18 protein-coding genes and 1 tRNA gene are annotated in these 17,419 nt (G+C 65.2%); 9 read left to right on the top strand and 10 right to left on the bottom strand.

The window, feature by feature from the left end; all coding sequences use genetic code 11:
- Nucleotides 1-133 precede the first annotated feature (133 nt).
- The 7 genes from LO762_RS03815 (at nt 134) to LO762_RS03785 (ending at nt 7,163) form a co-directional block, all read left to right on the top strand.
- The gene (locus LO762_RS03815; protein WP_255684541.1) at nt 134-3,076 is read left to right on the top strand and encodes a lantibiotic dehydratase; all 2,943 of its coding nucleotides are present in this window, start codon (nt 134-136) and stop codon (nt 3,074-3,076) included.
- Between the two features lies 1 nt (nt 3,077).
- Nucleotides 3,078-3,602, top strand: coding sequence for a hypothetical protein (locus tag LO762_RS03810; protein ID WP_230612430.1), 525 nt, complete (start codon nt 3,078-3,080; stop codon nt 3,600-3,602).
- Nucleotides 3,494-4,339 carry a lanthionine synthetase LanC family protein gene (locus tag LO762_RS03805; RefSeq protein WP_230612428.1) on the top strand — a complete coding sequence of 282 codons (846 nt, stop codon included), beginning with the start codon at nt 3,494-3,496 and terminating at the stop codon, nt 4,337-4,339. The genes LO762_RS03810 and LO762_RS03805 overlap by 109 nt, the downstream gene beginning before the upstream one ends.
- 353 nt (nt 4,340-4,692) lie before the next feature.
- A complete protein-coding gene (locus tag LO762_RS03800) occupies nt 4,693-5,565 on the top strand; it encodes a helix-turn-helix transcriptional regulator (protein WP_230612426.1) in 873 nt (290 codons plus the stop codon).
- Between the two features lie 11 nt (nt 5,566-5,576).
- Nucleotides 5,577-5,783, top strand: a complete 207-nt coding sequence (locus LO762_RS03795; protein WP_230612424.1) for a DUF397 domain-containing protein — start codon at nt 5,577-5,579, stop codon at nt 5,781-5,783.
- Between the two features lie 390 nt (nt 5,784-6,173).
- The gene (locus LO762_RS03790; RefSeq protein WP_230612423.1) at nt 6,174-6,530 is read left to right on the top strand and encodes a hypothetical protein; all 357 of its coding nucleotides are present in this window, start codon (nt 6,174-6,176) and stop codon (nt 6,528-6,530) included.
- 108 nt (nt 6,531-6,638) lie between these two features.
- Nucleotides 6,639-7,163, top strand: coding sequence for an ATP-binding protein (locus LO762_RS03785; RefSeq protein WP_230612421.1), 525 nt, complete (start codon nt 6,639-6,641; stop codon nt 7,161-7,163).
- Nucleotides 7,164-7,505: 342 nt separating this feature from the next.
- On the opposite strand, the gene LO762_RS03780 is transcribed toward LO762_RS03785, so the two are convergent.
- The 7 genes from LO762_RS03780 to LO762_RS03755 form a co-directional block, all read right to left on the bottom strand.
- On the bottom strand, nt 7,506-7,757 hold the full coding sequence (locus LO762_RS03780) for a hypothetical protein (protein WP_230612419.1): 252 nt from the start codon (nt 7,755-7,757) through the stop codon (nt 7,506-7,508).
- A 5-nt stretch (nt 7,758-7,762) separates the two neighbouring features.
- On the bottom strand, nt 7,763-8,773 hold the full coding sequence (locus LO762_RS33845) for a relaxase/mobilization nuclease domain-containing protein (RefSeq protein WP_374201527.1): 1,011 nt from the start codon (nt 8,771-8,773) through the stop codon (nt 7,763-7,765).
- A gap of 209 nt (nt 8,774-8,982) precedes the next feature.
- Nucleotides 8,983-9,390 (bottom strand): MobC family plasmid mobilization relaxosome protein, encoded by a 408-nt coding sequence (locus LO762_RS03775; protein WP_374201526.1) that lies wholly within the window; start codon nt 9,388-9,390, stop codon nt 8,983-8,985.
- Between the two features lie 744 nt (nt 9,391-10,134).
- Complete coding sequence (locus tag LO762_RS03770) at nt 10,135-10,917, bottom strand: DUF1883 domain-containing protein (RefSeq protein ID WP_230612415.1); 783 nt, start codon at nt 10,915-10,917, stop codon at nt 10,135-10,137.
- 190 nt (nt 10,918-11,107) lie between these two features.
- Complete coding sequence (locus LO762_RS03765; protein WP_230612413.1) at nt 11,108-11,980, bottom strand: macro domain-containing protein; 873 nt, start codon at nt 11,978-11,980, stop codon at nt 11,108-11,110.
- Between the two features lie 2 nt (nt 11,981-11,982).
- On the bottom strand, nt 11,983-12,501 hold the full coding sequence (locus LO762_RS03760; protein WP_230612411.1) for a TIR domain-containing protein: 519 nt from the start codon (nt 12,499-12,501) through the stop codon (nt 11,983-11,985).
- A gap of 517 nt (nt 12,502-13,018) precedes the next feature.
- Nucleotides 13,019-13,645, bottom strand: a complete 627-nt coding sequence (locus tag LO762_RS03755; protein ID WP_230612409.1) for a hypothetical protein — start codon at nt 13,643-13,645, stop codon at nt 13,019-13,021.
- Nucleotides 13,646-13,681: 36 nt separating this feature from the next.
- Between LO762_RS03755 and LO762_RS33345 the strand changes: the two genes are divergently transcribed.
- The gene (locus LO762_RS33345) at nt 13,682-14,596 is read left to right on the top strand and encodes a restriction endonuclease (protein ID WP_230612407.1); all 915 of its coding nucleotides are present in this window, start codon (nt 13,682-13,684) and stop codon (nt 14,594-14,596) included.
- Nucleotides 14,597-14,755: 159 nt separating this feature from the next.
- Here the strand turns inward: LO762_RS33345 and LO762_RS03745 are convergent.
- From LO762_RS03745 to LO762_RS33340, 3 genes are all read right to left on the bottom strand, one after another.
- Nucleotides 14,756-14,827, bottom strand: a tRNA-Gln gene (locus LO762_RS03745).
- Nucleotides 14,828-14,937: 110 nt separating this feature from the next.
- Nucleotides 14,938-15,705, bottom strand: coding sequence for a fumarylacetoacetate hydrolase family protein (locus LO762_RS03740; protein ID WP_230612405.1), 768 nt, complete (start codon nt 15,703-15,705; stop codon nt 14,938-14,940).
- A 26-nt stretch (nt 15,706-15,731) separates the two neighbouring features.
- The gene (locus LO762_RS33340; protein WP_230612403.1) at nt 15,732-16,793 is read right to left on the bottom strand and encodes a cellulose binding domain-containing protein; all 1,062 of its coding nucleotides are present in this window, start codon (nt 16,791-16,793) and stop codon (nt 15,732-15,734) included.
- Between the two features lie 268 nt (nt 16,794-17,061).
- On the opposite strand from LO762_RS33340, the gene LO762_RS03730 reads away from it, so the two are divergent.
- Nucleotides 17,062-17,418: an antibiotic biosynthesis monooxygenase gene (locus LO762_RS03730; protein WP_230612401.1), complete on the top strand. Its 357-nt coding sequence runs from the start codon at nt 17,062-17,064 to the stop codon at nt 17,416-17,418.
- The last annotated feature ends 1 nt before the right edge of the window (nt 17,419 follow it).

Genomic DNA, 17,419 nt, shown 5'->3' with positions numbered 1-17,419 from the left:
GGACATGTCCTCGGAGAACTACTCCAGCGGCGGCTGGTCTCGCTGCTGAACCTCGGGGAAACGCCGCCGGGCCGTGTGCCCGGCGGCGGCCCCGAGGCCCAAATCGGGGTGAGCTCGTGATGAGGAGTTCCGTATGGGGCGTGGTGTCTTCGTTCCGTTCCCCGGTGCCGCCGCGTTGGCTCGGATCCCGCTGCTGCCTCTGCGCGGGCCATCTGTCGGCAAGGCGGGCGATGTCGATTCGCTGGTTCGTGAAGGTATGTTCCTGGCCTCACGGCAGGCGGGTTCGATCGCCTCCAGCCCCCGGCAGCTGCTGGACGGCCGTGCCGCTTCGACGGTGCGCAGCTACACCCTGCGGGCCCGGAGCCGCCCGACGCCGCACGGGGTGTTCGCGGGTGTCTGCTGCGCCCGGTTCACCGAAAGCGCCTCGGACAGCCTGTCGATCGGAGACGCGCACCGTGCCCGGACCGTTCCCCACCCTTCTTGGCTCGCCGACGTAGCGGCGCTCGTCCTGGACGACCCTGACGTCCTGCCGCTGCTCACGCTGTCCACCAATGCTCTGGCGGTTCGGCGGGGCGATCGGTGGGAGCACGAGCAGCCCGCGGAGCCGGGAGTCCTGGGCGTCCGGCGGATCTCTGTCCGTGCGACGGACGCAGCCACCCTCGTCATGTCGGAATGCGCACAAGGGGCGCGGTGGAGCGACCTCCTCGCCGCCGTGACCCGTGCCTGGCCTGTGGCACCCGAGCAACCGGTCCGCTCCATGGTGCTGGAGCTGGTGCGGTGCGGGTTCCTCGTGACCGATCTGCTTCCCGAGCAGGGCGGTGATGATCCGCTGACTCATCTCCTGGCCAGGCTCCCCGTGAACGACGCCCTGCGGGCGCGTCTGGAGAAGATCCGCGTATGCCTGGCCGACGCTGATCGTCTCAGGCCGGGGGCAGCGGGAAGGCTGGAGTTCCTGTCGCAGGCGCGGGACCTCGCCGACCAGATCGTCAGCCCTTCGACCGATTCCCATAAGCGGGGCCGTTCCACGCTTTCCGTCGATGTGGCCGTCGACGGCGACCTGGCGCTGCCGCGACGCCTGGCCTCCGAGGCCGCGCAGGCCGCGGAGGTGCTGTGGCGGATCAACCCGAGGCCGGATCCGCTCGCGGACTACCACCGGCGCTTCAAGGCACGCTACGGCCCACACCGGTTCGTGCCGCTGCTGGACACGATCGACCCCGTGGCAGGAATCGGTTTCGAGGAGCCCGAGCCCTCGTCGGCCATGTCCGCGAGGACGACCGCGGTCCTAGGCACTCTGATCGCTGAAGCCGCCGGCGCGGGACGCGTCGAAGTCGAGTTGGGCGCTGCGACGGTGGAGGCTCTGGCCACCGCGGCGGGCAGCCGCGACGCCGTCCCTCCGCGTACCGCCGAGATCCAGGTGAGGGTCATCGCGGACTCTCTGGAGGACGCGGCGGCCGGACGTATCCGGCTGGCGGTCTGCTCCGCCTCCAATACGCAGGACGCTGGATCGTCCACGGGCCGATTCTCAACGTTGGTGCCCGGTCTCGCTTACCCCGACCACGCCGATGACGCGCTGGTTGCGGAGCTGGTCGTGCGGGCACGCACCCCCAACGGCTCCACCCTGGCGGCGCCCACCGGCTTCGCCTCCCACCGGATCGCCCTCGGTGTACCCGCCCGTCCCGGCGACCTGGACGTGGCCGATCTGATGCTCATGTCGGACGGGCCTCGACTGTGGCTGTGGTCGCAGCATCTGGGACGGCCGGTCATTCCGATGCTGTATTCGCGGCTGGCCTCCCGGCTGCTGCCTCCAGCCGCCCAACTGCTGCGGCTGCTGTCCAACCACGGCAGCCGCCCGCTGCGGACGTGGAGCTGGGGGCCGCTCGCCGACACACCGTTCCAACCACGTGTCCGGCACCGCTCAACAATCCTCTCCCCTGCCAGGTGGGTCCTGCCTCCTTCGCTGACCGGCGCTACCCGCGACACCGTCGGCTGGGACGTCGCCGTGGCTCGTTGGCGGAAGGAGACCGTCCCTACTCCCCCCGACGTCATCGTGATCCACGAGCACGACCGGGCGCTGCCGCTCGACCTACGGCGACCCGATGACCTAGAACTCCTGCGCCGCTACGTCAGCCGTGGCGTCCCTGCCGTCACCGAGCAGCCTGGCGGCCCCGACGCCGTCCAGGACGTCGTGGCCGGACCGTCCGGACGGCATCTGCTGGAACTCGTGGTCCCTCTGGCCAGAGCCCATCCACCTGCCCCTCCCCACACAAGTGGTCCCGGTGCTGTCCGCAGGATCGGCGAGGACCTTCATCTGCCGGGAAGCGACTGGCTGTCTCTGACGATCCGAACTCCCGGAACCTGCCAGGACGAGGTCCTGGCGCGTATCAGCGCCCTCGCAGACGAACTGCCGACCCAGCAATGGTTCTGGCTGCGCTACACCGACCAAGCCGGTCCGCACCTCCGAGTGCGCTTCCACGGCGACCCCGCGATCCTCTGCGGCGAGATCCTGCCCGCGTTCTCGAACCTCGTCACACGCCTCATCGGGGATCGGCTGGCCAGCGGCTTCTCCGTCGAGCCATACGAGCAGGAGACCGAGCGGTACGGCGGCAGCGCGGAGTCCATTGCCGCCGCCGAAGCCGTCTTCGCCGCGGGCTCCCGGCTAGTCCTGGCAGCACTCCCAGCGGCCCCGGACGCCAGCGACCGCATCGTCATCGCGGCCCTGTCGGCTGCGGCGATCTCCCGCGCTCTCTCGAACGGCGACCCCGCCACGGTGGAGGGTCGCCACGTCGACCGGGCCGCCCGCCGACATCTGACCGGCCTTCGCCCCCGAACGCGTGCAGCCTCAGGCGGCCTCGCCGAACCAGCGCTCGAAGCCACCCGTTCCGAATGGGTGCAGCGCGAGACCGCACTGTCGACTTACCGGGACGTCTTGCCCCCACCGCGCGCCCGATCCTGCGCATCCTCCCTGATCCACATGCACGTCAACCGAATCATCGGAGCGACCGGCGCGGAACCGCTCGTACGGGCGCTCGCAGCCGACCTCCTCTACCTCCGCCCGGCACCGACCTCAACCCGGTGACATGACCCCGTCGATCAGCGCCCAGCAGGCGATCACCGCCGCCGAACGGCTCCTCGACCCCGAACGAGTCCTCACCGCCGTTCCCTCCCGGCCCGGCGCCAGTCTCCAGAGCCTCGCCGGCACGGCGCTGCTGCACGCGCGTCTCGCCGCCACCGACCGAGTCTTCGCCACGGCCGCCCACGCCCACTGGACAGCCGCCGCAACCCATTCCCCACACGGTTCACTTCCCCACCCCGGCGTGTTCGCCGCCCCCGGCGGCCTGGCCGCCTCCCTGATCCTCGGCGAGCGCTACCTCCCCGACCCCGAACCTCAGCGACGCGCCGTCCGGCAGACCGTCCGCTGGCTATCCGCCCAGGCCACCGCACACGCCACCGACTACCACGAGCGGCTCCACCGCGACGGAGCCGTCACCGCAACGTGGGCTTGTACGACGCCATCACCGGCCTGTCCGGGACCGGGCGAATCCTCTTGGCAGCCCTGGCGAGTGGCCACACCGACGCCGAAGAAGGACTCATCGCGGCCCTGACCGTCCTCACCACCATGATCGGAACACCTGGCGGCAGCACCCGGCCCGGCTGGTGGCTCCCCTCTGACGGTCACGCCTCCACCGCGCATCCAGCGACTTCCGGGCGCGCGGAGACCGGAATGGCCCACGGCATCGCCGGACCCCTCGCCTTCCTGTCCGCCGCAGCGTCGGCCGGGTGGACCGTCCCCAACCAGACATCGGCGATCAGCTTCTGCGCTGAATGGCTCCTCACCTGGCAGAACCCCGATCTTCACACCTGGCCACCCCACATCACCGGCGACGAACTCGACGACGAACAGCCCGCAATCGCACCTGGGCGACGCGACGCCTGGTGCTACGGCTCCCCCGGCATCAGCCGCGCCCTCCACCTCGCCGCCCAAGCGCTCCAGGATCGTCGCTTCCTCACGGTCGCCGACTCCTCCTTGGCCGCTTTGGCCAACCGCCCCGGCGGCAGATGGGACACGCACGGCTCGACCCTCTGCCACGGCTACTCCGGCGTCCTTCAGAGCACCGCGACCAGCGGCAGCACCGCCCATGACATAGCGGCAGCCGCCACGCAGGCCGCTTTCGATCCGCGCCATGCCTTCGCCTTCCAGCACCAGCACGCCGGATCCTCGACCAATGACCCCGGCCTGCTGACCGGCGCGGCCGGTGTCGCGCTCGCCCTCGCCGAGCACGGCAAGATCCCCTCCCCAACCGTTCCCACCTCATGGGATGCCGTTCTCCTGCTGTCCTAGCCGAACGCGACATCCAGCTTGCGCCCCTGGACGCGGCCTTCGCGGTTCTCGGTCAACACAGTGCCGCAGGCGTGAGGTGCCGTGAGGAGACCATGTCCTGCTGGCAGCCCCGCGGTGGCTCTCAGCGGGACTACTCCGCGGAAGCGTCGGACGGGAGTCTCCAGCCGCTCCCGGACTGTCCAACGCCCCTTCTCTCGAACATGCCGGGGTGAGATGCTCTGCTCCAATTCTCACCTGTCCCATCTGCACACCTGGCGGGAATTTCCGTTCTGTCCGAGCATCTGGCCAGGCCGGGATAGCCTTCTTTCCCGAGATCGGTTCCTGCTCAGCGGCTCAGAACCTGGAGTTGGTGAATGATCAGTCCGTTCGTGCGGCGCCTTCGACTCGGGAACGAGCTGAAGACGCTGCGGTTGGCGCGAGACCTGACCCTGGAGAAGCTGGCCACGCAGGTCGACCCGACGCGCCAGCAGATGTCCCGCTACGAACTGGGGCACGTCCCTCCAGATCTCGACGACATCATGCAGATGCTCGAAGCACTCGGCGTCGGGATCGACGACCCGCGCTGGGAGGAGATCATGACCATCGCCCGCGAGGCCGCCGAGCGCGGTTGGTGGGAGGGGAACAGCAAGGCGATCGGTGAGCGTCAGGCGTTGTTCGCCAACTTGGAGGCCGGTGCCCGCAGGATCCGGCAGTACCAGCAGAGCTTCGTTCCCGGCCTGCTCCAGTTGCCGGAGTTCACCCGATCCCGACTGGAGCACTCGCGCTGGCCGCAGCCTCCCGGCGCGACGACCGAGGGCGTTCTCAAGGGCCGGGCCGGCCGCCAGCGGCTGATGCGCCGCAAGGGCGGTCCCGCCTACGAGGTCATCCTGGACGAGTTCGCGGTCCGTCGCCGGACGGCTCCCGCACCGATCATGCGCGCCCAGTTCGAGCACATGGCGGCGGTCGCGGCGGAAGAGAACTCGATCGAGATCCGGGTCCTGCCGCTCGGCGCGGAGGTCGAGTCCTACAACCTGCCGGTCTGCTCCTTCCAGATCTACAACTACGCCGACCCCAAGGACCCGGTCGTGGTCGGCGTCGAATCACCCACCACCGACACGGTGCTGACCGAGGCCGACCACGTGGCCGGCTACCTCGAAATGTACGAGGCGCTACGCGCGGCGACGCTGCCGATCGAAGACAGCCAAGAGTTCCTGCGCCAGGCGGCCCTGGCGCTGCCCTCCTCATAGGAAGCCCTCCCATGACCACTGACAAGCAGTTCACCCGCTGGCGGAAGTCGAGCTTCTCCGGAGACCACGAGACGTGCGTCGAAGCCGGCATCGCGGCGCGCACGGTCGGCGTCCGCGACACCAAGCAGCACCAACAGGGTCCCGTTCTGGAGTTCTCCACCGCGACCTGGGGCCTTTTCGTAACGCGCCTCAAGACCAGCGCCCACCCGATTGGGTGACCCAACAGCAAGCGCCCTCGCCACCCGCGTGAACGACCGACGACAACGGTCAGACAGTTAATCGGGGTTCTAGCACCACCGGATAGGACCTAACGTTCGGTCCGGCAGAGCTGACCGAGATACCCCCAGCTAGCGCCTGACCAGGAATTACACCGAGGACCAGAGCATGCGCTCTGGTCCTTCGCCGTTTCCGGGAGGCGGTCATCACGTCGGAAGCCTCCGTTTCACTTGCCGCACTCCGATGTTCCTGCGCACAATCTGAACCGGGAACATATTTCGAGCAGGTTTGAGATACGAGATGCATGAAAGAACTTCCCGGTACGGGGCAAAGTCAGCATTTCGCCCACATGTGTCATGTCCCATCCGCCACCGGCCTTGAGGACCCACCTGATGCTTGAGCGCAGAACCCGCCTTGACCGACGACCCCAGATCGACCGTCCAGCCGAAGCCCGGGCGTCCCTGTTCGCGAGGCTGGACGAGACCGAGCGGCTCAAGCCGCTCAAGGCCGAACTGGACCGCCACAGTGACTTGACGACGTCGTTCGTGCAGCCGCTGGGCAGGACCATCGCCCTGCGCATCTCCCACGCCCAGACGCAGGAGCTGTTCGAGGACATCACCGCGACCGCCAAGGACGGCGCGGTCACCTACTGGTGGTCGTGGCACCGTGCGATCGCGGGCGCCAACTTGCGGGAGCGGGCCGAAGCCGTCGCGGCAGTCCTCCGGTCCAAGCTCGAACTCAGCGTCTGACCGCTCATCGCTTCCGCCCCGCGGCCACCGCGCTCTGCTGCTGGGCACTTTCGGGATTCATCGGCACAAGAGCCCGCCTGAGGCTCCACGTCCGGAACGGCCATCATCATGTCCCCGAACAACTTCCGGCCCGACCTGGCCGGGGAGACACTCGATCTCGACAAACTGCAACTCGTGGCGCTCCCGCAGTCGGTGCGCCTGTCTCGCCGCCTGGTGCAGGCGCAGCTGCCCCAGTGGGGCCTGAGCCATCTGGTCGATCAGGTCACCCTCGCGGTCTCCGAGTACGCGACCAACGCAGTCCGAGCCACTGGCCCTGACCAGGCCCCGAACGGCTACGCCGCCCTCCATGACGAGACGCCGGCAATGTTCGCCGTCCGTCTGCGACGAACCGCCACCCACCTGATCGTCGAAGTCAGCGACACCGCCGCCGCGCCGCCCGTTCCCCGCTCCGCCACGGCAGACGATGAGGCTGGCCGAGGCCGATCACGTCGGCTGGTACGCCACCGGCATCGGCAAGGTCGTGTGGGCGGCATGGCGACTCAACGCAATGTCCGTCCAGGCTCTGCCAGCGGCAGTCAACGCGTGATTCGCCCCTCGCACGGCCGCGACCCCCGGCAAGGACTCACCGCCTGAGACCCGTGGCGGCGCGGTGCCCGCGCACCCGGAAGACGCGGTCCGAGCGTGCAGAGCCGCGCCGCCACGGCACCACTGTCGGAGATAGCCCCTGCCCCAAGACGCGATGACGATAACCGACACAAAGAATTTGGTCGGTTATCGTCATCGCGTCAGCGCATGGAACCGGGTTGACCGTACCGGGCAATCTCCTCCAGCTCTTCCGTCCGAGCCCAGGGACGAAACACCTTGCCCACCCCTCTGAGCAGGGTGGGCAAGGTGTCGCGATTACAGGGCAAGACTCGGACCGTCACGGTACGGAGCCTTACTCCGAGCAGGCTGCTGCCGCGGCCGGCTGGTTCGCTATCCGATTCCGAAACCCGCGGCCCGTCCCATCGTGGGCCTGGAGTAGGTCGCTCCGAGGCTCGCCTGCTCGGTGAAGGAGCGGAGCCTTTCGACTGACGCGTTGGCGCTCTCGATCGCCGCCATGGCCCGCCTCTGGGAGCGATTGCAGTCTTCGATGACCTGAATCAGGCGGAGGATCTTCCTAAGGAGCTCGATCTCTGCCCAGTTACCGTATGTCTGGCGGGTAGAGGTCGAGACGACCTTGGCCACCTTCCTCAACCCCCGCACGCAATGGGGAGGACATGGAGGCCGTTCGTCGTAGCGTGTGCGGGAAGCTCTGGCGAGCGCATCGGCCACCCCCGCCAGCGGACCGGGCTGCGCGCCCTCGACGGACACAGACCACATCGACAGCATCCCCGACACTCCGCGCGCGACCCCCGCCCACGCCTCATGGTCATCGGCGGGGACAGCCAGGAGTTGAACCCGGACCTCCTCCAGAATCCTTGCCGCCCCAGCCCAGACCCCTTTTCGTAAGTCGCGGGGACACCGGGGACAGCAGGGACAGAACCACGAGGCTCGACAGATTGCCCCCAGTAGGCGAGTGCTTGCCCACGCTCCACAGGTCTTTCCCGCCAGTGCTCCCGCAGCCTGGGCAAGGTCAAACCGCGATCGAGCTTCCCGCCCCCGAACCACACTGGCTCCCCGGCCGCCCGGGAAGCCAGCGCCACCGAGTAGCCGACCACCTCGTCTCTGCCGCCCGGCCCGTACCGCGGCCGAACCAGTACCCCTCTACTGTGTAGGAACGCGACGAACTCGCCTTCGCCTTCAGCGGCAGTCGCCGCGGCCCGCACGATCCTGGCCAACAGCACCCGATCAGGCTCCCGCCACGGATGACGCTCGGCCCGCTCAAGCTCGGCCCGCGAAAGCCCCGGCGCCCCCGCGCCGCCGCGCCCCTCGACGACACGCAATCCGTGCAGCTGCTCGAACTCCGCGCACAGCCGGCTGAGCTTGCGCCGATCGTTCCAGATACTCGCGACACTCCCGTCCTCTCGTACCAGGTTCACCGCCAGGTGAACGTGCTCGTTCCCGTTCACCGACTTCCCGTGATGCACCGCCAGCCACCGATACGGCGACTGCTTCCCATCATCGAAGCCCAGCCTCCTGACGGCTTCCCGGACGCTCTCGGCCCACTGTCCGTCCGTGAGCTTCCGCCGGGGCGTGGAGTCCTCCGGCGGCAGAGACATCGAGCAGTGCCACACATGCCCGTCCGGCACCTCAATGCCCATCGCTACGCGATGCCCGTCCAGCGCCGACCCAGTTCGGTGACCTGCTTCCTGTCCTCCCGGTAGTCCAGCCGCGCCCCCATCCGGCATGGCCAGGACCATCGACGCAGCGATCACCCGCTGCCCAGCGTGCTCGTTCGCCCGACCAGGCCCGAACAGGTAACGCACCAGGCCGATCGTGCTCTTGCCCCGCCTAGGTGAGATGAAGTTATTCACCGGCCCCGCCCGCCCATCGCCTCGACCGCCGTCTCCAGGCGCGAGAGCACCCGGCGGGTGGCCACCAGAGTCACCGCCAGCTCTTCCGGGATCACTCCAGTCGCATTGGCCGCCCTGGCCAACTGGTTGAGGTTGTTCCCGATAGCCGCGGCAAGCTGCTTGGCCCCCGAGAACTCCACCACCAGGCCACGCCGCTCACTGACCGTCCGAACATCATCGGCGAGCGAGGCTTCCACCATCAGCCGCGGCACGCTCAGCCCGACCCGCCCAGCCCGCTCCACCAACGCCTGGTGCTCTGCGTCGGTCACCCGCACCAGAAACGCCCGCGTCCGACCCCCAGGAGCCCGCTTCTGCCGACGCCCTTGGGTACCGCCTCCGCCGCCGTTCGTGCTCGATCCCACCATGGGTTCGCAGCCCTTCGCACATGGATTGCACTTACCCATGGCGAAGACCCGAACGGGTCAGACCGTGACAACCAACCACGCCGCCCGCAGTCCCAGTGAGGCGGCCCACCCCCGGTAGGACCTCTCGCGAAGCGATACCTCGTCCACCAGGACGAGGTAAACCGCTTATCGGTTTACATATCTTGCTGACCCCAGGGCAACCATCTGATGTTGCATCTGATGGACCACAGAAGCTGAACGTATAGCCATCGCGAGCAGGACATACGCAGACGCCGCGAAAGCGGATCAAGCTTCATGGCACGGGACACGCGGTACTGACTTGGGCACTCCACTAACACTCACGTCGGATCCCGATAGTTCGCATCGAACAGGAAGCATGAGAGCGGGTGCCAGTGGCTTCCAACGGGCTCTGAGCCCTTCAGCGGCGATCAGTTCAGAAGGGAACAGCCGGGAGCGAATTCCGTGAGGGAGCTCAGCAAGATCGAGAACTAGAAGCTCGGTCCGGACCTCACAGACACGGAGTCGCTCACATCGAATCCGAGTTCGCCAACGACCACAGAACGATACTCCCGCCCGCCTTCCTCTCAGCCGGACACGCGAACGGCAAAACATGAGCACCCGTGCCCGGACTAGCGCAGCAGCGACCCTGGAACTCTTCGCGCCCACATCGACTAAATAGTCGGTGGCGTCCTCTTCGAGGTTGAACAGGTTCCTGGGAGCCATCCGCGGGGCGACCGCCCACGACTACCCGCCAACCTTGATCACCTCAGCGATCTGCTCGGCAATATCTTCGATTGAATACTTATCAGTACTCAAGGCCACTTTGTCGGCCAGCGACGGGCTATACCCCCGCACATCAGCATCGGTCAACTCATGCCAGATCGGCAGAAGAGACTGCTCACCGGATACATTTCGGGTGACAAGTCCGTCCAGTTCATGGTTTGTCCAGCCCTTTGAAAAAAATGGCGCAGACAATATGACAATGCCATATCGGCTTGATCGGATTCCCTGGTCAATTTTACGCCGGAGGCTGTTCCCGATCTTTAGCTGTGCCTCGTCAAGCCATACACTTATTCCATGACTGATCAGCGCATTACGAAGCGGGCGCGCAACAGTAGCCTTATCTTCAGAGGCATGGGAGATAAAAACATCCCAGGTCTGCCCTCCCAAAATATCGCCGTCAGGCTCCTCTGGATTGCGGAGCGCGACGGATCGGGCAGGTTCATCTTTTACATCTCGTGCCACAGGTAGGAATCCTCTCGGTGGTGGTTGGACGGCGATAGAAGCGCTAATTCGCCCGCGATAGCCCCCAAGATCAATGGCAACGACCCAGTTACCGTCGCTTGGAACGCTAACCCTAAAGGGAGACTTGGTTACACGGCCGCCGAAATACTTGTATCTCTTTCCTGACTTGTAGTTCCGGTACTCACTAGTCGTCATCACCTGTACGTTGGCTTGGTTTCTCAGGGTGACGATCACCGTTGATCCTTTTTTCAAACTGCCGAGATTTTTGTACAAATGCTCCAAAATCTTCTCCTGTCAATTCTAGGATTCGGCTTCTTAACAGAACGAACTACCGGCTCGTTCCGATGTAGTTTTACCGATGGATATCCGCCACCAGCATAGCACTGGTAATATCCGACGGATGTTTCCATGTGCACTCGACCACAAAGCAGCGAGGCAATTCTTCATCAAATTGATCCGCAACTCAAATCAATTACAAGGTGCGAAGAAAGGCCGCAACTTCAAGCATGTTCAATTGATCAAAGTCCTTTGGGTGGACAACGATCCGGAGCTCTTTGCAGAAGATACCCTGTCTCGAACGAGCCACGAATGAGAGTAGAATCATCCTTAGCAGACTCTCCCGGTCCAGGCAATTGATTCTCGCCAACTCGGAGCCAACGATCGGAATTGAAACTGCTTTCTGCTGCCCTCTGAGATAAACCGATTCCCATACTTCACTAAGGCTTCGCCAGAGCAAATCGACATCAGACTGTGCGATAAGGTTATTCTGCATCTTGGTGTAGGCAACGCAGAAGTAATGCCGATTCGGGGCACCCAAAACCGCGACGGTACCCATTGGATAGCGCTCCAGCTTCCCAGCAGATTTATTTGCCCGATCTTCAGCTTCTGATATTTGCACACCAGCCAGGGAGTCTGATATATCAGCATCCAGTTTCCCCCTGTCTCCACCATAAATCCTCTGGAGGAATTGACCTTGCACGCTGCTCGCAGCGATGATCACACTGTCAGTAGTGTCGGTATCAAAGACATCATTGAACCCAACAACCAGGTGGGTTTGCTGATCGAATAGATCACCAACAACAATGCTAACCGTTATGTCGGGGCTATCAAAGCTGCGGTCTGCACCGCTTCGGGGCCAAGTTCTACTCAGCCCAAAAACAAGTGAAGCTACGAGAAGTGCAGCAAGTAGAAACCAGCGCTCATTACTCGAAAGATGAGGATTTGGCCATATGGCCAAGACTATTTGAGCAAAACCAGAGAGAATACCAAAAGCCACTAGACTGCTCTGAGCGAGGAGTAGCAGTCCACGTTTTGTTTGAAACAGGACCACCATGCTGTGCTTCACTACTAAATTCCCAAACTCTTGTAGACGCTAGCATTATAGACATGTGGACCTTGCTTGGGATATTCCTCCTTCGACACCTTCGCAAAATTTTCGACATAGCCATCGAGCGCGTACTTGATAATCTTCGGTTGAAACGAGACACTTACCGAGTAGACTTTGGCCAACTGCTGGGGAAGTTTCGCATGCTGTACATCACGCGAGCCGTTCAGATTCGCAAATACTACCGGGATTCCTAGGCGAGCGATTACCTCCATCTCATAGGCGAGGAATGTCGATGACCGAGCAGATTTGGACTTCGTCGTATCGCTAACCAAGACGACAGACTGCTTCGCGTTGATCAAACGCTCCCTAAGCCTTCTCCTAATCGTTTCATCAAGACTAGTATCCCGTGCAGTATTGATATCGTGTGCATCGAAGAAATTGAATTCTATGTGCTGATTACTCCGCCAAGCCTGCATCATCCGGTAACAGTGAATGTCTTCACTAGCGAAGGCTACATAGGTCTTGTTTCGATAGGCCATAAGTAGAATCTACTTCCTCGGTGTCCGATCGTTTACGGTCTGGTGATTTTACGGGTCGAAACTACCTAGGATCGAGGCTAGCAGTCCCGAGCTCTGACTGCTAAGAGCATAGCTCCCATCTTGCCACCAGCCATCCCAATATGGGAGCTATGTCCAAATATCTGCGCATGTTGGCTGACGCCTAGATCCCTCATACCTCCCGAGGCCCCAACAAGATCGCTTAGATGCCCAATGCCTGGCACCGATTTATCGGGTACTCCCGGCTCCACATACGGTTCCGAACTTGTGCTGTGGCTGCCCTTAGCTGTGGCTGCAAGCCGCTACAACATCCGACAAGGTCTTCGGTGACTGTCAACGACCGGGGGTCACGTGGTTCTAAGATCGTTCGCGATCGCTGCTCCTGCGTACCTCCTCCCGATCTGTACTTCTCACGGGCGGCGGAGCGACTTACAGTGATGGCGGACCGTCGGCGATGATGAGTGGTGGAGGCCACGTGACGCGGGCAGGCAGTGGGCGATCAGAGTGGGAACGGCTTCAAGCAGCGCAGCGGCGAGAGAACGAACGAATCGCTCGCGAGCAAGCCCGCAAAGAACGCGAACGCGAGAAGATACGCAAGGAACGCCACGTCGAAGCGCAGTTGAAGCTGGCGGAGGACAAGACCGCTGACACCGAGCGCCGGATCGAGGCTCTTGATGGAGTTCTGACCGCTGCTCTCGATGGGCAGCCGCTGGGTTTCGACGACCTGACCTCTCAGCCTCAGCTTTCGGTCTTCGAACCTCCCGCTCGGTTGCGCATCGCCGAAGAGAGGCCGGAGTTCGCGGCGTATGCGCCACTTCCGCCCGGTGCAGTCGGGCGTCTTTTCGGCGGCGAAGCTCGATACGAGCGAGCTTTGGAGGAAGCTCAGCAACTCTTCCGGCAAGATCTTCAGGAGTATCAGCGGCGAGAGGGCCAGCGAGTCGCCGAGCTTGCTGCAGCACGTTCCGAGCACGAGAGAAAGAATGCGGAGCTCTCGGCGAGGGCTGCGGCGGAAAACGCGAAGGTCACTCGATGTCGGACTGGAGTAGATGCCGGCGAGGCCGAGTCCATCGAGTGGTTCGTCATCCGCGTTCTCGATGCATCGGAGTACCCGCACGGGTTCCCGCACGTGGTCCAGGTCGCGTATCGCCCGGAGAACCGCGATGTGATCGTAGACTTCGAGCTGCCACCGACCACCGTGATCCCCGCTGTCCGTGGCTACAAGTACGTGAAGACGCGCGACTCCATCGACCCGACCCCCCGGCCGCAGACCGAGATCAAGCAGCGCTACGCCCAGCTCATCGCGCGGGTCGCGCTGCGCACTCTGCACGAGATCTTCACGGCGACGCCGCCGGCGACCGTCGAGGCCGTGGTCTTCAACGGAAGGCTCACCACTACGGACCTCGCCACCGGCAAGCAGGTCCGTCCGCACCTCGTGAGCGTCGAAGCCGAGCGATCCGACTTCAGCGAGCTCGTCCTCGCCAAGGTCGATCCCGCCGCATGCCTCAAGCGGCTCAACGCCCTCGTCTCACCCAACCCCCACGACATCGAGGCCGTCGAGCCGTTCATCACCTTCGACCTGAAGCGATTCCGGTTCAGCGACGACGTGGACGTCGTCGCGGGCCTGGACTCTCGACCCAATCTCATGAAGCTGACCCCAACCGAATTCGAGCACCTCATCAAACAACTGTTCACCGCCATGGGCGCCGAGACATGGACCACCGTCCCGTCCAAGGACGGAGGAGTCGACGCCGTCGCGACCAGCGACGACAAGCTCTTCGGCGGAGTCTGCCTGATCCAGGCCAAGCGGTGGTCCAAACTCGTCGGCCTCGATGCCGTCCACGCGCTCACCGGCGTCATGGCGGACCACAACGCCACCAGAGGCGTACTCGTCACCCCCTCCTGGTTCGGACGGGCAAGCGAGCAGTTCGCCCAGCGCAACCGAATCATCCTCATCAACGGTGCCGAGCTGAAGCATCTCCTCAAGGAACACCTGGGACTCGACGTCATCCCAGGAGTGGTCCCGCCACAGCGCGTCCGTGCGTCGAACAACACCCAAACCGGCCGTCCTGGGCCGTGATCGAGTGATGCGCAGTGGTTCGATTCCTTGGGAGATCACCAGCGGCTGCATCCGACGGCAGCGCTCGTCCTTGGGGCCCTCCCCAATATGTCCCCAAACTTCGCCCAAATGACGAAGGCGCGAGTCTCGTGGAGACTCGCGCCGCAGGTCAGGAACTTGCTGGGGTACCAGGACTCGAACCTAGAATAACTGAACCAGAATCAGTCGTGTTGCCGATTACACCATACCCCATCGCGTTGGGCCTCCCGTGGGGGGCCTGGCGACGTCCGAAAGCTTACAGGACTTGGGGGGAGTCGCCAAAACGGGTTGGGGGTGGCTGGTGTGTGGCGGGGTGGGCTGGGTTAGGGGCGGGGGGTTACTTGGTTGGGGAGGGAGCCGATGGACTCGATCTCTACGGTGACGGTGTCGCCGATGTGCAGGGGGGCGATGCCGGCGGGGGTGCCGGTGAGGATGACGTCGCCGGGGAGGAGGGTCATGACCTGGGTGATGTGGGCGATGAGGTTGGGGATGTCGTGGATCATGGCGGAGGTGCGGGCGTCCTGGCGGACCTCGCCGTTGACGAGGGTGCGGATGGACAGGTCGGTGGGGTCGATGTCGGTGGCGATCCAGGGGCCCAGGGGGCAGAAGGTGTCGAAGCCCTTGGCGCGGGTCCACTGGCCGTCGCGCTTCTGCAGGTCGCGGGCGGTGACGTCGTTGGCGCACGTGTAACCGAAGATCACCTCGTGCGCGCGGGCCACGGCGACGTCACGGCAGACCCGGCCGATGACGACGGCCAGTTCGCCCTCGTAGTCCACCCGCTGCGACAGCTTCTCCGGGTAGAGGATCGGCTGGTTAGGGCCGATGACGGAGGTGGCCGGCTTGCTGAAGATCAGCGGCTCGACGGGCGGTTCGCCGCCCATCTCGCGGGCGTGCTCGGCGTAGTTGCGGCCGATCGCGATGATCTTGTTCGGGATGATCGGCGCGAGCAGCCGCACGTCGTCGAGCGGGAAGCGGCCCCCCGTGAAGGCGATGTCGCCCAGCAGCGGGTGCGCGGCGATCGCGGCGACCTCCGCACCCTCCACGACCCCAAAAGAAACCTCGTCACCTACGGCAAACCTCGCGATGCGCATCCCTGCAGTTTTCCATAGCGGCCCGGTCAGAACCCGCAGGGTGTGCCACCGAACGTGCAGTTCTCCGGACGGGACGGGGCGCCGCCGCCCCCGAACCTCACCTCGACGCTGGCGCCGGGCGCGATCGGCGCGGTGTTCCCGTCGTTGACGATGGTGACCTCGTTGCCCGGGTCGGTCAGCTCGCCGCCCCACACGTTGCGGATGTAGGCGCCCGGATAGGTGAACGACAGCGTCCAGGACGGGAGCGTCTCACCCGTGCCGTTCGTCAGGGTGATCGTGCCTTCGAAGTAGCCCGTCGCCACTTCGACGGTCTCGTAGACGACCTCGACTCCTTCGGGCGTCACGCCGGAGACGCCCTGCGCGTCTCCCTGGGCCGGTGCGGGCGTCGCGGCGGCGCCGGTGGCCCCGGGGGCGGACGGCCGGGCGCGGGGCGCGTCCGGCCACAGGAGGGCCGCGACGGCGCCGATCACGAGCAGCCCGGTGACGATCACGCCGGGGATGACAAGCCCGACCTTTCGGCGCGGCCTGGGCGGCGAGTAGAGCGCCTCGGCGAGGACCGGCGAGATCGGCGGGTGCACCCTGACGTCGGCCGTGTCACGTTCGGACGCCTCGACCTCGCCGCGTCCGAGCAGGCCCATGAGGACGGGCAGGGGCGGCTGCGGCCCGGTGACGTCCTCCGCCCCCGCCGCCGACCCGAAGACGACGTCCTCAGGACGGGGCGGCAGCCCCGGAAGCGCGAGCCCACCGTCCACGACGGTCGCCTCGGACTGATCCGGCGGATTGCCTTCCCGCGCGGCGCCGCCGCTGTCGACGACCGTCGCCTCCGACTGGTCCGACAGGACGCCCTCCTGTGCGGCGTCCTCCTGCGGGGTGAGGGCGCGGCCCGCCACCCACCGGTCGCCGGAGGACTTCGGCTTGCGCGGCCTGTCCACGATGGTCTGTTCGGCCGTGTCCTGGGCCGCCGCGGGCGGCGGCACCAGGGGTTTGGCCGCGCTCTCGACGACCGTGACAGGCGGTTCCTCGGCCTGCCTCTTCCGGCGCGGCAGCGGCAGATCCCGCCGCGTCGCCCGTTCGTCGCCACCGCCCACGACGTCTCCTCCTCCACGCGTCCCGCACGATCCGACGCCGCTCCCCCACCCCCGGTTCGGACCCACTCCCACCCACGCCGCCCGAACCGGAAGCTCTCCCCGTCCAACGCCGCCAATCCCCCACAAGTGCCCATCCCGCAGATGTCCGGCCGACGCGCGAGGTTATCCACAGGTTGGGGACGCGGGCCGTCGCGTGGCCGTGCGCGGTTATAGCGTTGGGGGTGGCGCCGACGCGGGGTCGGCGGCGGATCGGTAGAGGAGGATCGGCGTGTCGGTGGTGAAGATCAACGTGTTGACGGTGCCGGAGGGAAACGGAGCCGAGCTGGAGAAGCGGTTCGCGCACCGGGCCGGGCTGGTGGAGGGGTCGGCGGGGTTCGAGGGGTTCGAGCTGCTGCGCCCGACGGACGGGACGGAGAAGTATCTCGTCTACACGCGGTGGCGCAGCGAGGAGGACTTCGAGAACTGGACGAAGAGCGCGGCGTTCGTGCAGGGCCACGCGAAGGCCGCCGCCGACGCGCAGGCCGCCGGGCACGGCCACGGGCACGGCCACGGCGGTCCGGCCTCGACGGCAGCCGAACTGTGGGCCTTCGAGGTGATCCAGAAGGTCGAACCCAAGGAGGGCTGAA

The organism is Actinocorallia sp. API 0066 (assembly GCF_020991275.1).
GTDB lineage: Bacteria > Actinomycetota > Actinomycetes > Streptosporangiales > Streptosporangiaceae > Actinocorallia.
This window is presented reverse-complemented; position numbering and strand designations above follow the sequence as displayed.